This is a genomic window from Psychrobacillus sp. FSL H8-0484 (assembly GCF_038005325.1).
In the GTDB taxonomy this organism is placed as follows: Bacteria; Bacillota; Bacilli; order Bacillales_A; family Planococcaceae; genus Psychrobacillus.
The window spans coordinates 237,454-251,983 of sequence record NZ_JBBOSZ010000001.1; the positions used below are offsets into that span (position 1 = coordinate 237,454).

A 14,530-nucleotide genomic window follows, 5' to 3' on the forward strand; every position below is an offset into this window, starting at 1 on the left:
AGGATTCATCCTATGCAAAGCATTTTTCACTACTAAACAATCCTTTCGGAGGAAGTAAATGATGATTTAATAATAATTGCTCGTCGCCCCACACAGCATCTGCTTCAAACTTCCCAGTCAACCGACCATCGTCCATCAATAAAATAGAATCAGCCAAACAATAAGCAAACTCCATATCATGCGTAACGATTAAAAAAGTTGTTCCAGCTCGGGCTCGCTCATCAATTAATTGGAATAGCTCGAAAAGCGCGGCTGCATCCTGACCAGAAGTTGGCTCATCCATTAAAATCACTTCACGCCCATCACAGAGCATTGCTGCAACGGCCACACGACGCTTTTGTCCGTGACTAACCGCAAAAGGATGTGCTGTCGCAATAGGTATGAGCTTCAGCCGAGCTAACATTTCGTCCACATCACTTCCGCCACCATATGCCACCTCATCACGTACATTTTGGGTGAGAAATAAAAACTCTGGTGATTGTGGTACATAGCCTAAAAACTTTGGTTGAACAGTACCACTTGAAGGAATTAGCTGGCATAATGCCTTTAATAATGTAGACTTTCCGCTTCCATTTGAACCGGCAAGCACGGTTATTTCACCACGATTTAACGTAAAAGTAGTTTCTTGCAAGAAGATCTTTGCTTGTACTTTATGAACGACAAGCGAAGTATTTTCTTGTTTCGTGCTATTCCGTTTTTCTAAAGTAGAAGCAATCTCCGTTTGATTTAACGATATGCTTCTTTCAAAAAAATCTCCCCATATATCCAGTCGATGCTCAATAGCAACAATGGTCATAGTTCGTTTTTTCTGCAACCTATCCAACCAATTCACATATTTCTTTGCAGTATATGGATCTAAATGCGCAAGTGGCTCATCTAGTAGCAGAACCTCTGGATTCATAATCAGTGCACAGGCAGTAGCAATTCGTTGTTTTTGACCGCCAGATAGCTGCTGAATAACTGCATGACGAAACTCGCTTAAGTCCGTTAAAGCCAACACTTCGCATATTCTTTTGTCCATTTCTACTCTTGGGATGTGTAAATTTTCTAGTGTAAAAGCTAGCTCTTCTTCTACCGTCTGCATGCAAAACTGTGCATCGGGATCCTGAAATACAGTCGCTACCCGGTGATTTATTTCTCCAGGAACGAACGTCAAACTATCCTGTCCAAACAACTTTACGGAACCAGACAAAACACCATCGCAATTATCAGGATACAAGCGATTACACAAATAAAGTAACGTCGTTTTTCCACAACCACTAGGTCCGGTGATGACCACTCGTTCACCACGCTGAACAGAAAAGGAGAAATCCTCCAATATCCATTTCTCCTCATCTGGATAACGAAAACTTACCTGTTCAAACTGAATGACATCATGCACGAACATCACCTTTTTTAGGGCGTGAAATTGCATAGCCTCTTAGCGACCCAGTCGCAAGCAATCCGTCGGCAACCCCTTTTCCGCCAACACCTGCAAGTAAAGCTCCACTCAAAATTCGAATACCTAACATGAGCGCGACATAACCAGTACTATACACCGTAAATCCACCTAACAAGTACCCATAGACAAAGCTAAATACAGATGATCCAACACCAGCTAGCATCAATACCCACAGATCAAAGCGTTTATAACGAGTTGCAGCAAATACGGCCTCGGCACCTAAACCTTGGATAACTCCTGAAAGTATTAACCTCGGACCAACTGCATTTCCAAGCAACACTTCAATAGCCGCTGCAATCGTCTCTGAAATCACCGCCGCACCAGGCTTGCGAATAATATACATACAAATAATCGATACGATAAACCAGATTCCGAAAATCCATTCATACGCAATTGGCCCAATAAAACCTGCCCAAATATTCCCTACATGTAAGAATAGTAGATACACGATTCCAAACACGGCTGCAAATAAAGACATGAGTACAATCTCTTTTAACTTCCAAGATTTCAACATATTAAAGACCTCCGTGCGAAGGACTATTTATACTCATCGAAACCGTCATCACTAAATGCTTATGTTCTTCTGAGCGGGCGTGCGTAAATGTCTCTTCGTAAAACGCAAACACATCATGAATGTCTCCATGAATTCCACTTGCGTAATGCATGGACTCATTGTAAACGCCTCGTTCTTTTGCGCGGTCAATTTCTTTATAAATAACATCCATGTAATCAGGATTATTCATTGGATAAAGTGCAAATTGAGAAGAAACGTATTGCTTCGTCAAATCTTTATTCGTTATTTCATCACCCTTATCTAAATACACGTCTCCAGCAGTATCGCCAGGGCAACCTGCAGAAAAAGTACCAGATAAAGCAACATGCACACCTGTTTTAGAAGCGTGTAAAGTGATTGCTTTTGCCACGTTAAACACATGCACTTGCTTCCCACGAATCACTGTTGATACATCATCTGTGTGCATCCAAACATTTGAAGTATCTGTTTCTTGTAGTGCTCCTTTTATTACTGAAATAAAATCATTGGTCATCGGATGTAACGAAAAACGAAATCCGACGATTGGGCTTAAACCACATTGCATCATAAAACCTCCTAAATTTTTTCATAAAAAAAGACCACATCCGTGAAGATGCAGCCACTTATCCAATATAAAAAAATTCGGAAAGTCACCGCACTTCCTCACGCAGGTATTATCCTGATCGAGTAATAAGGGATCGGAGCTAAAAAGCTCTCATCACAGCCAAAGTGGGCACCCCTAGTGCAGAAAACGGTATGTAGTTTTTTTAATGTGCCCCCAGTATACCCTACGAAATTAGCATTGTAAATGCAGTTGCAAAATTTCATACTTTCGTCCATGCTTAAGCTATCAGAATATTTGGAGGTTGCAAATTTGAAAAAAATATTAATTACGCGCAAGTTACCAGATGAAGTTGTGAACCCATTAAGGGAAAAATTTGAAGTAAAGATGTGGCATAGTGATGATGTGCAGATGACTTATGAGGAGTTAAAGTTAGAAGCAAAAGATGCTCATGCAATTTGGACTATGCTTTCTGATAAAGTGGATCGAGCACTTATTGAAAGTTTGCCAAATTTAAAATTGATTAGTAATTTAGGGGTTGGATACAATAATATCGATGTTGACGCAGCAAAAGAGCATGGAATTATCGTAACAAATACTCCAGGGGTTTTAACAGAAACTACTGCAGATTTAGCATTTTCTTTACTTCTAGCTACTGCTCGTCGTGTAATGGAGGCAGAACGTGATATTCGTGCAGGTAAGTGGAAGTCACGGTCACCAATGCAGTATACAGGGATGGATGTTTTTGGTGCAACCCTTGGTATCATTGGAATGGGGCGCATCGGAGAAGCCGTTGCAAGACGAGCAAAAGGTTTTGATATGAATGTTCTTTACCATAATCGAACAAGAAAAATGGAATCCGAGGAAAAATACGGTTTTACGTATGCAGAATTAGATACATTGCTGAAGGAATCAGATTTCATCGTTCTGTTAACGCCATTAACACCGGAAACGAAGGGATTAATCGCGGAACGTGAACTAGAATTGATGAAAGAAACCGCTGCAATTATTAATGTTGCGCGTGGTGGAGTCATTGACGAACAAGCCCTATACCAAGCGTTAACGACAAATAAAATCTGGGCTGCTGGTCTAGATGTATTCGAAGTGGAACCAGTTCCATTAGACCACCCATTACTCACATTACCGAATGTTACTGTGCTACCGCATATCGGAAGTGCAAGTATCCGTACGAGAATTGCTATGATGCAAATGAATGCTGACGCTATTAAAGCTGTATTGGAGAATAAAGAGCCAGAGAATAGAGTAGTATAAAAAATACCAGATCAGAGCTATTTCCATTTCTCTGATCTGGTATTTCGTTGTTCTTATATTATTTAGTCACTAAGGATACATCACTTGCTGTGGCCCAATCGTTCATTGGAACCACAATATATGTTGCACCGGGCTTTAATGTATTGTCTTTAACGTCAAAGATACCAACTGCACCTTTACGAGAAGAGAAGCGATATTGTGCTTGAATCTTGCTTCCATCTTCAGCTTGTAATTCTACGCTTCGACCTGCAAGTAAATCCATTCCAGGATCTTTATCTAATGTTAATTGGAATGATTTATCATCAATTGCTTCTGCTGATTTGACTGTCAACGGAGCAATCTCTTTCGTTTCGAAGGTTGGATTTTTAATTGTTGCCCAATCAGATGATACAGTATATGTTGTACCAGGTGTTAAAGTTTGTCCTTCTGATAAACGGAATTTTGGTGCTTGTCTACCATCTGCTGCTTGGGTAAAGGGTACATAATTCGCTGTAAATTCTTCTCCATTATCAGCTGTAATTATTACTGTGCGATCTCGTAAAGAAGATATCACTTGATATTGGTTTCCATTGTCATCTTTATTTTCGTCATCTACTTGAAAAGAAAGATCACCTCTACCGGCCTTATACGCTTCAATAATATTCGCATAATCTGTTACGCCATCTTCCTTAAAAGATTCAATTTCAAATGTATCGTTTGTAACTTGTTTGGTTTGGCTTAAATTAATTTTTTCTTCACTTGCTTCAAAGGATTGTTTTTCTCCATCTTTATAGATAACAGTATAAGTTGTTCCTGGTTTTTGTATGGTAACGGGAATAATATATGTGCTTTCCGAACCGATTTTTAATCTAGGAACATTGACTAAGCTTAACTCATGATCAAATTCAAAGTTTTTCTTTATTATATCCAGATTATCTGGATTAACGTCTTCTTCCAATAAAGGCGTAGAGAATGTTATTTGTAATGTCATCGCATTTAACGCTTGTAAATCCGAGATTTGTGCTTCGTTTTGTGTTTCCTTTTGAGGTTGTTCTTGTTTTTGTTCACTTTGATTGTTTTGTGTTTCCGTATTACAACCTGTTATTGCTAATGTCAATCCAAGTAGTATAGGTGATAATAATTTTGCTTTTTTCATGCTGACATCTCCTCAGTTTAGTTGTGTTTTGCTATTTGTAGACTTTTTATTCCTAAAACTATATTAGTCCTAAATCATAAAATCTAACTAATCAATTTCTTAAAAAAGGATAAACTTTTTAATAACATTTCTTAATATAAATAAAAAAATCCCGTTACCTAAGTAACGGGTAGTAAAGCTTATTATTTAAACATTAAAGCGATATCCGGCTCCCCAAACGGTTTCTAGTAATTTCGGATGAGCAGGTTCTCTTTCAATTTTGCCACGTAATTTTCCAATATGGACGGTCACAGTAGAAACATCTGCAGCTGACTCAAAACCCCAAATGTTTTCATAAAGTTGCTCTTTGCTCAGCACTTGGTTCGGGTGCATTACAAGAAAAACGAACAAATCGAATTCTTTTGTTGTAAATGGTACTTCTTCCCCGTTTATATGAACTCTACGTGATGATTTATCAATGGATATTCCGTGAATATAGATAGTGTTTGATTTGTTTTGATTTCCTGCTAACCGTTCATATCGTGCCAAATGTGCTTTAACTCTAGCAACCAGCTCACTTGGACTAAAAGGCTTTGTAATATAATCGTCAGCACCTAAACCAAGACCTCGAATTTTATCGATATCTTCCTTTTTGGCAGAAACAAATAATATAGGGATGTTTTTGACAGCACGTATTTGTTTGCATATCTCAAATCCACTTATTCCTGGAAGCATGATATCTAGAATAATTAAATCATAGTTACCTTGAAGGGCATGTTGGAGTCCAGCATCTCCAGTATGCTGCATATCGACAGTAAAATTATTGATTTCTAAATAATCTCTTTGTAATTCTGCGATACTAACTTCGTCTTCAATAAGTAAGATATTTTTCATTTTATCTTCCTTTCCTTAAGGTAAAGAAAACATTTGTACCTTTTCCTAATTCGCTCGTTGCCCAAATCTCTCCGCCATGCTCCACGATAATTTGTTTGGCAATCGCGAGTCCTAAGCCACTTCCACCTGTTTGTGAGTTTCTAGATTGTTCAGCTCGGTAAAAACGATTAAAAATGTGAGGTAAAGCGGAAGGTTCTATTCCTTGACCGTTATCTGTGATTTTTATAGTGATATCATTATTTCCTTCAATTAGAGAAATGGTAATGTTCTTCTGAACTTTATCCATATATTTCACACAATTGTTAATTAGGTTAGCCATTACTCTTTTTAGTTTCTCTCTATCTGCTGCCACGTACATCGGCTTATGCAGTAGATCAAATTCAATTTTAATCCCGTCTTGAAGTAGTTCTAAATGAAGTTCTTCTACATAGTCTCGCATATATTGATTCAGTTCGATAATTTCAAAAGAGAATGGTTCTTTTTTTAAATCTAATTTGGAGAACAAGAACAATTCGTCTATCAATGAATCCATATCTTTTGCTTTTAAGTGAATGATGGATAAATATTTATCCGTTTTTTCAGGGGTATTAGCCACACCATCTTTTATTCCTTCAACGTATCCAATAATCGAGGTAATAGGTGTCTTCAAATCATGCGAAATATTGGATAGTAGTTCTTTCCGGTTTTCCTCATACTGTAGCTGAAGATTTACGGATTCTTTTAATTTTATTCTCATTTCTTCAAAAGACCTATTTAACTGTCCGATTTCATCATTCGAAGTGGCTTTGATTTCAAAGCTTAAATCTCCTGATTTTATTCGATGGGCACCATTTGTCAGAATAGAGATGGGAAGGATAATACTTCGTGATACTAAATAGTTTAAAAGTCCAATAATTACTATAAATAGAAATAGTAATAGTCCAAATAAAATTGGAAACAACTCCTTAGCCAACTCGGCATAGGAACTTGCCTTTCTCAATACAAATATACTTCCTTTGCTTTTATCTGGAAAATAAAAGTCAAATTTCACATATGTGAAAAAAGAATTATCGATTTTTATCGAATCTCGCGTATTTATATTTGTTTCTTCAAATCCAGGAAGAGAGATAATCAATGCTTGCTTATCAAGAGTAGGGGAAGCGTACTCGACATTATTTTCTTTTCTAACGACAAGATTGATACCTTCTTGTTCAATTTTTTTTAGTTGCTCTTCATCTAGAAGCTGGGAAGGATTATTTTTTGCTAATAACTTCAAGTCTAGAAAAGCACTTTCTTCAACTGTAGTCAAAGGTTTTTGAACATAAGTCTTTTTATAAAAATGCTCGATAGAATTTATATCACCCGTTATCGAAAAAATAATTAAAAAACCAGCTGCTAGTAATAATGTGAATGAAAAAAGTATTACTCCTACGTAGGACAATAGAAATCGCATTTTAATTGACACTTTTAATCACCTCACAATCAACTCTTCATTCTTTTATAGAATTATTCTATTTATCAAATGTATAAGAAACTATATGAACCATAACACGCAATCCTTAAAAATTTCTAAAGTATGTATGAAAAATCCATAAACAACAGACTTATTAATCACTACTTGATAATGCGAGGGAGCGGTGAACTGGATACTTCTTATTAGCTTAAGTCACTCCTCGCCAATTTTAGTTTACGCGTATTTCGACAGGATTATAATGAAGAATAGCTAATAACTGCTCTGCCATATAAGTAGAAGAATACATAAAATTATTGTCGATCCATTCTATAATCATTCCCCATATTGCATGCGCTTGATAACTAGCGTTTAAATTACTATTTATATTAGAATGCAAGGGATTATTAGATAAATCTTGTAATAAAAGTTGTTTTAACTCATTACAAATTCTATTTTGTAATTCAAATAGAACGTTAGACTTTCCTAATAATGAATAAAAATTAGTATACTGCGCAACATGATCAAATATCTTAATGGCGGAAGAAGTTAGTTCACTCACCGTAAAAACTTCCATTCCTTTATAAGGATCTCGATAAGAATCAATTAAATCCTTAATCACATCGTCGATAATTTCTTCTAATAATTCTTCTTTATACTGATAATGTTTATAGAACGTTCCTCGATTCAGATCTGCAGTCTGCACAATATCGGTTATGGTAATCTCTTTAAAGTGTTTCTTTTTCATTAAAGAGAGAAGTGCTTCTTTCATAGCAGTCTTCGATTTGCTAATTCTTCTATCTAATTTCTTTATTTTAGTAGTCATTTCCATCCCCCTATGTTGAATATTATTAATAAATAATCAAATAATATAGAAATTGTTTATTAGAGTACAAAAAGGTAATTGTTTGCTGATTGAATAGCCCTGTTAGGGTTGATTATACTATAAATGTAAGGTTTTATTGAACATTTGTTCAATAAAATAGATGTGTAAGCGTGTTCAAATTACAATTTGGAGGGGAAAAAGATGAGATTAGTAAACAAAGTAGCGGTAGTAACAGGATCTGGTTCAGGTATGGGAAAAGCAATCGCTAACCTCTATGCAAAAGAAGGAGCAAAAGTAGTAGTTTCTGATATAAATGAAGCTTCTGCAAACGCGACTGTAGAAGAAATTAAAGCAAATGGTGGAGAAGCAATTGTAGTAGTAGCCAACGTTGCGAAAGAAGAGGATATTCAAAATCTTATCGATACTACAGTTAGTACTTACGGAACTGTAGATATTTTAGTAAACAACGCGGGCATCATGGATAATTTTGAAGCAGCAGGCGATATTGAAGATAATCGTTGGGAATTAATTTTCTCAGTAAACACAACTAGCGTAATGCGTGCAACACGTAAAGTATTGCCGATCTTCTTAGAAAAACAAAGTGGCGTAATTATAAACGTGGCTTCTGCAGGAGGATTACAAGGTGCGCGTGCAGGAGCAGCATACACTTCATCTAAACACGCCGTAGTTGGATTCACGAAAAATACAGGATTCATGTATGCACCTCAAGGCATCAGATGTAACGCAATTGCACCAGGTGGAGTAGAAACAAATATTGGGGCTTCCATGACAAATATTAATGAATTTGGTATGGGTCGCATACAAGCGGGATTAGCAATTAATCCACGTACGGGGAAAGCAGAAGAAATCGCAAAAGTAGCTCTATTTCTAGCTTCTGATGAAGCTAGCTTTGTTAACGGAACAGTTGTAACAGCAGACGCTGGCTGGACTGCTTACTAATAATATAAAGCAAAAATCCTTCCATTCGTTATGAATGGAAGGATTTTTTAAATTGGTCTCGGTTGAAGCGGAATTGGTCTTGTTTCCAGTATAATGGTTGCAGTCTCAGTTCTATTAGTCTCGTTCAGCCATTAATTTCAATAAAATTAGTTGGGATAAAGCAGGGTATCCTGCAAATGTTCTATTTCCTTCTGTATTTTCGAAAATCCTTTTATGTTCGGAACCGTCTTTTTAGAAAAGGACAGTTGTTGATCTGCTGCTTTTGCCATTGTTTCAAACACGAGTAGCATTTGTGAAACCTCTTCATCAGTCAGTAATGGCCGATTCTTATACTTAGAGGACAAATCCAGTAAATAACCTAGTTGCTCAATCGAGTGAATAACTGGAAACAAATGATCTAGCCAAACTGTATCTCTTGGAATTTCTCCTAAAGCTGTATGATGCACGATTTTTAAGTTAGTGAGATTCGTTTGCATTTTGTTTCTTTCTTTCGAGTAGGCTGCATCTACTAAACCGGGTTGCGCTGAAAAAAGAGTTACTATAAATTGTTGCTGACTACGAATTGTCTTAGCTATCGTATGAGGAAGAAGAACTGAAGCGCTTTTTCGACTAATTAAAAATGCTCCAATCAAACCAATTGCACTACCGATAAGTACGTCAATAATACGTGCGGAAGCAAAATAGGAAATATCGTGAATATGGGTGGTGCTTTCCGAAAGCAATAGAGCATTTGGTGTGATAAATAAAGCGGCAATTCCATAATTTAATACAATGGCAAGCTCTGTCAAGAACGTTAGTAGAAAAATAGCAAAAATAATGACATATCCTTCGGGTTGAAAATAAAGAATCGCACTTGCGATTAGTATTCCTACAAGTGTTCCAATTGAGCGCTGGATAGCTCGGTGGAACGTCGCTACAATAGTCGCTCCAGACAAAACAGCAGCACAGGATAAGGTCACCCAAAACGAACGATTAAAATCAAATGACTGTGCAACTATAGCTGCAACAAAAAGTACTACTCCGTAACGAAGTGCAGTTAAAAATACGACAGAATTTTTATCGAAAGCTCCACCAAGGACAACGCGAAGAGAAGGCTTGGAAATAATTATTTCCCGGTGAATATTAATAATTGGTTTACTTACAATGGTGCTTGCCTCGTTGAATAAATCATACAAAGTTTCTAAATTGTCATCCCGTATTTCAACTGACTGGGTTGGTTTATGCCCTTTATTGTCAATAGATTTCGCAATCGATCGAATCCCCTCTATTAATTCGTCTGATAATACACCTTCTTTCATTTCTAAGTGTTCATTTGCATGAAGAAACAAACGATTTGCTTGTTCGTTCAACAAAACAAGTCGCTTATATGTATCAGAAACTCGCCATGGAATATATCCCGACAATAAGAGTTCGTCAGCGGATTTTAAAGCGGCTAGTATCTTTTGTCGTGACAACTTAAAGTGCTCCGTCCCTAAGGATTCCATAAATGCAGCAAGTTCAACATACACTTTCTTGACTGCGACTTTTTCGGGACCGTGTGGGTTTGCTAGCCATCCAATCATTCCTATAATCCAAGAAAAAGCACCACCCAAGAATACGAGTCCCGCACGTAAAGGAGCAAGCTCGGGATCTACAGGCATTCCATTCCCCATTAAAAAGGTCAAAACAATAAAGATAGCGGCAGGACCTGTAATGCGTAATGCTCCAAATAAAAACGTAACGACTGCCCCGACAATTGCCACCATAATAGCGGAAATAAACGGATATGGTGCTGTATATGTACCTAATCCCATAGCAACTGACAAAGCTAGTACAGCAAACAGTAATTTTTTTGCACGAAAAGCATAAGGAATATTAAACACGTAGAGATAAGTTAAACCACCAATACCTGCAATAAGCCCATATTCCAAGCTGCCAAATAAATATCCAACCAGCACAGGAAATCCAGCACAAACACCTGCTATGAAGGCCTTAAGCCATGGAAGGGGATTTTTATTCACTGTGAATGCTTGCTTGAGGGCTAATAACAGTGTGGAAGAGTTGGGGTTAGAAGTTTTTCTTTTCAAGTGGATTCTCCCCTTTTTATTAGCAGTACATTTAATAATATTCTTTCAGGGACTACAAAAGAGAGGTCCATATGAAGTAGCCAAACAATACATAATTATTATGTAGTATTATTCCAAAAAGTTGTTTAATACCTTAGAAGGCCTATTTCTAAGCTGAAAGAAGTTGCTTTGATTAAAAGGAATCTTAATTGATTTAGTTTAAAAAAGAGGTGATAGTTGGATTAATATAGAAATTATGGATATAGACTTAATGAAGAGGGGTAATTTTTCTTGTGGAGTGGAAACATTGTGGAGATATTCACTATAGTTTTGGCTTGGATTACAGTCGGTATTATTGCAAATCGTTTGTATAAAAATAAACTGATGAAACCAGAGCTATGGAAAATGATTGTGGTCATCTTGATTGGTCTCTTTTCATTTTCTTTTCATTTTACTGTATTTGGTACGTTCTTGAAGATTTCCATCTTGCCACTTGGAGTATGGGTTATGTATGGGTTTTTAAATAGAAACAAAGAACAGTGGGAGAAATATCAACCCTTTGCTTGGTTAGGCTTTTTTGCTAACTATATTATCTTAGCGTCTACATTAATAGCAATACCGATAAATTACTTACTGTATTCGGAAGATGAACTAGCAACTTATATGTCACATGTAGAAAATGCTTCCATAATTACTATTCATCCATCTGGGCAGGAACGCTCTTTTAGTCATGAAAACTTTCAAAGACAATTGAATAGTATGAGTCAAGAAATGATTTATAGTGACGAATGGTATAACGAGACGTATATGTATGCCGAGCCAAATAGAAGGAACGAACGATTTCCATATATGCTAGTGAATACCTCCCCCAAATGGGGGAGCGGTCTTCAAACAAGTATTTATGTAGAAGGTGACGGAAAAGGGCTCTTAATTTCAACCCCTAAAAAGAACATATATTTTCGATCCGAAGACTCCTTGTTAGGGGAGGCGAAATAGCATGAAGAAAAAGATCTTAATTTATTTTGGAAGTATCGTATTCCTACTGACAGTTGTCCTTATCTATTGGTTTTATTTTTCAAAGCCTAATCCTTTTCCTACGGAAGAACAATTAGTAAAAGAGATGACTAGCCTGTTTCCTGAAGTTTCTGCAAGTATAATTCAAGAAGTCATTTACTTGGATAAAGAGCATGCATTTGTTCCCTTTATCTCGGAGGAGGACCATTATGGTATAAGTTTCTGGGTGTGGAAACATCACAAATGGATGGTTGAATTTATGGATACAAACGGAAATGTGCGGGTTTGGAAAATAAATAATAATGATCCCTCTACCTATCACTTTGTATGGAATTTCGCTTCTTCAGAACAGCTAAACTATATGAATCTATACTTAATTAAAAAGAGGAATTATTATGTCAGCGATAACGTTCATCATTACTTTCCAGGAGTACAAATGGAAGAGAAGATTTCCCTTCCTAAAACGACCTATGGAAGCTTGCCGATATCGAACGAATGGGTTTCTGTTATTGACTCCTTAAATAAATTAAATTCGGCCAAGCAACCTGACCCATTCTTCCCTTTCTATACTCCTCAGCAGGATATATATTTTGGTTGGAATACCATTGATAAATCGGATGAAATAACTTATCCGGATCGTAATTTAAATAGTAGTACATCCTGGAATGGCGATTCGAATATAGAGTATTTACTCTTTATAAATGACTACTCAGAACTTGAATATCCTTATCAAAAATGAATCAATAAAACATTTCATGTAGGAATGAATATTTTGGAACCTTTATTTACAAAGTTCGTATAGTAATTGAATAACATTAAAACTGCAAAGGAGAATCTACTTATGTCATTTTTTAATAAAGTACTAGCGAGCGTTGGGATTGGTGGAGCGAAAGTAGAAACGAAGTTAGAGAAATCTACGTATGTAGCTGGAGAAATGATGAATGGGGAAGTGGAAGTGTATGGAGGGAATATTGAACAACAAATTGACTCCATCTACTTAACAGCGAATACTACGTATATCAGAGAATCAGATGATAAAAAATATACAGCTGTTGCTTCAGTGAAATCGTATAAGGTCCATGAACCGTTTACAATTGGAGCAAACGAAACGAAAGTAATTCCATTTTCTTTAGAGCTTCCAGTTGAAACGCCTGTAACACTTGGAAATACACGAGTATGGGTGAGCACAGGACTAGATATTAAAAATGCAGTAGATCCGACAGATAAAGACTATATAGAAGTTCGACCAACAAGACTTGCTGCGCAAATTTTAGAAGCAGTAGAACAACTCGGCTTCCGATTACGTAAAGCGGAATGTGAACAAGCTTCTAGAAGAATACCTACTACGTATCCATTTGTTCAAGAGTTCGAATTCATTCCAACGAGCAGTTTATATAGAGGAAGATTAGATGAATTGGAGATTGTATTCCTTTCACAAACTGAACAATCCGCAGAGATCCTTATGCAAGTAGATCGTAGAGCAAGAGGATTAGGAGGGTTTCTTTCCGAAGCGCTTGAAACGGATGAGAGTCATATTAGACTTTCCATTACTACACAAGATTTACCGAATTTAAATGAAAAGATAAAACAAATTATCTCTAAACACCTTTAAGAAGCTTCGAAAAACTAAATGAAGAACTAAGCCTCAGAAACCATTACTACCTGTTTCTGGGGCTTTTTAAGCTAACTAAAATTTTCCTATTATCGAAAATTAAATGCTTAAATTATGGTTAAATATGGTAAAATCATATCGACCACACTGGTCTATTATTATTTTTTTAGCAATAAAATAATCATTGAAAGGAGGAGACTAGAAATCACAAAAACATTTGAAAGCCTGGATTCCAGTAAACAAAAAAGAATTATAGAAGCTGCTCTAAAAGAGTTTAGGGAGAAGGGCTTTGACCAAGCTTCTACCAATCAAATAGTGAAGGAAGCAGGGATTGGTAAAGGAATGCTCTTTTATTATTTCAATAATAAACTGGATCTGTATTCGTACTTAATTGACTATTGTCTTGTAATCGTGGAAGAAGAGTATTTCGGAGCAATAGATGGAAAAGAACCGGACTTGTTTGAGCGAATGAAGCGAATCGTAGTAGTCAAAATGGATTTCCTATCAAAGTATCCAGAAGTAATAAACTTTATAGGTACCATATTATCGAATGATCAAATCGATGCAGACGTAAAGTCTAGGATAGAAGCGTTACATAACGAAGGATACACTAAAATTTACGGGAATTTGGAATACTCATTTTTTAAAGAAGATATGGACGTTCCAAAAGCATTTAACTTGATTCGATGGGCAGTTGAAGGTTATGAAAATGAGGTAAAACTACGTTTGAAAGGTCAAGATTTAAGTAAAATAAATTATGAACCTTATATCGAGGAGTTTTTTAGTTATTTAGACATGATGCGTACCTTTTTTTATAAATAAAGGGAGA

Annotated in this window: 14 protein-coding genes and 1 riboswitch; of the genes, 6 read left to right on the top strand and 8 right to left on the bottom strand. The window is 36.4% G+C overall.

The window, feature by feature from the left end:
* Positions 1-10: 10 nt before the first annotated feature.
* Genes MHH81_RS01235 through MHH81_RS01245 form a run of 3 tightly spaced genes read right to left on the bottom strand, consistent with a single transcriptional unit; the run spans position 11 to position 2,541 of the window.
* A complete protein-coding gene (locus MHH81_RS01235; RefSeq protein ID WP_340917010.1) occupies positions 11-1,414 on the bottom strand; it encodes an ABC transporter ATP-binding protein in 1,404 nt (467 codons plus the stop codon).
* Positions 1,374-1,952: an ECF transporter S component gene (locus MHH81_RS01240; protein WP_340925082.1), complete on the bottom strand. Its 579-nt coding sequence runs from the start codon at positions 1,950-1,952 to the stop codon at positions 1,374-1,376. Before MHH81_RS01240 ends, MHH81_RS01235 begins: the two co-directional genes overlap by 41 nt.
* Before the next feature lie 4 nt (positions 1,953-1,956).
* A complete protein-coding gene (locus MHH81_RS01245) occupies positions 1,957-2,541 on the bottom strand; it encodes a YkoF family thiamine/hydroxymethylpyrimidine-binding protein (protein ID WP_445678060.1) in 585 nt (194 codons plus the stop codon).
* Positions 2,542-2,616: 75 nt separating this feature from the next.
* Positions 2,617-2,724: riboswitch (TPP riboswitch) on the bottom strand.
* Positions 2,725-2,811: 87 nt separating this feature from the next.
* On the opposite strand from MHH81_RS01245, the gene MHH81_RS01250 reads away from it, so the two are divergent.
* On the top strand, positions 2,812-3,807 hold the full coding sequence (locus MHH81_RS01250; RefSeq protein WP_445678119.1) for a 2-hydroxyacid dehydrogenase: 996 nt from the start codon (positions 2,812-2,814) through the stop codon (positions 3,805-3,807).
* A 58-nt stretch (positions 3,808-3,865) separates the two neighbouring features.
* Here MHH81_RS01250 and MHH81_RS01255 read toward each other — a convergent pair whose 3' ends face one another.
* The 4 genes from MHH81_RS01255 to MHH81_RS01270 form a co-directional block, all read right to left on the bottom strand.
* On the bottom strand, positions 3,866-4,942 hold the full coding sequence (locus tag MHH81_RS01255) for a hypothetical protein (RefSeq protein ID WP_340917017.1): 1,077 nt from the start codon (positions 4,940-4,942) through the stop codon (positions 3,866-3,868).
* 186 nt (positions 4,943-5,128) lie between these two features.
* On the bottom strand, positions 5,129-5,815 hold the full coding sequence (locus tag MHH81_RS01260; RefSeq protein WP_340917020.1) for a response regulator transcription factor: 687 nt from the start codon (positions 5,813-5,815) through the stop codon (positions 5,129-5,131).
* Between the two features lies 1 nt (position 5,816).
* Positions 5,817-7,259 carry a sensor histidine kinase gene (locus MHH81_RS01265; protein WP_340917022.1) on the bottom strand — a complete coding sequence of 481 codons (1,443 nt, stop codon included), beginning with the start codon at positions 7,257-7,259 and terminating at the stop codon, positions 5,817-5,819.
* Positions 7,260-7,476: 217 nt separating this feature from the next.
* Complete coding sequence (locus MHH81_RS01270) at positions 7,477-8,070, bottom strand: TetR/AcrR family transcriptional regulator (protein WP_340917024.1); 594 nt, start codon at positions 8,068-8,070, stop codon at positions 7,477-7,479.
* A 201-nt stretch (positions 8,071-8,271) separates the two neighbouring features.
* On the opposite strand from MHH81_RS01270, the gene MHH81_RS01275 reads away from it, so the two are divergent.
* Positions 8,272-9,030 (top strand): SDR family oxidoreductase, encoded by a 759-nt coding sequence (locus MHH81_RS01275; RefSeq protein WP_340917026.1) that lies wholly within the window; start codon positions 8,272-8,274, stop codon positions 9,028-9,030.
* A gap of 146 nt (positions 9,031-9,176) precedes the next feature.
* Here the strand turns inward: MHH81_RS01275 and MHH81_RS01280 are convergent, their stop codons facing one another.
* Positions 9,177-11,096, bottom strand: coding sequence for an FUSC family protein (locus MHH81_RS01280; RefSeq protein ID WP_340917029.1), 1,920 nt, complete (start codon positions 11,094-11,096; stop codon positions 9,177-9,179).
* 270 nt (positions 11,097-11,366) lie between these two features.
* Here MHH81_RS01280 and MHH81_RS01285 point away from each other — a divergent pair, with 270 nt between their 5' ends.
* The 4 genes from MHH81_RS01285 (at position 11,367) to MHH81_RS01300 (ending at position 14,523) form a co-directional block, all read left to right on the top strand.
* Positions 11,367-12,071, top strand: coding sequence for a hypothetical protein (locus MHH81_RS01285; RefSeq protein ID WP_340917033.1), 705 nt, complete (start codon positions 11,367-11,369; stop codon positions 12,069-12,071).
* Between the two features lies 1 nt (position 12,072).
* Positions 12,073-12,828 carry a hypothetical protein gene (locus tag MHH81_RS01290; protein WP_340917035.1) on the top strand — a complete coding sequence of 252 codons (756 nt, stop codon included), beginning with the start codon at positions 12,073-12,075 and terminating at the stop codon, positions 12,826-12,828.
* A gap of 102 nt (positions 12,829-12,930) precedes the next feature.
* Positions 12,931-13,701: a sporulation protein gene (locus tag MHH81_RS01295; protein WP_340917037.1), complete on the top strand. Its 771-nt coding sequence runs from the start codon at positions 12,931-12,933 to the stop codon at positions 13,699-13,701.
* Positions 13,702-13,815: 114 nt separating this feature from the next.
* Positions 13,816-14,523 (top strand): TetR/AcrR family transcriptional regulator, encoded by a 708-nt coding sequence (locus MHH81_RS01300; protein WP_340917040.1) that lies wholly within the window; start codon positions 13,816-13,818, stop codon positions 14,521-14,523.
* Positions 14,524-14,530 lie beyond the last annotated feature (7 nt).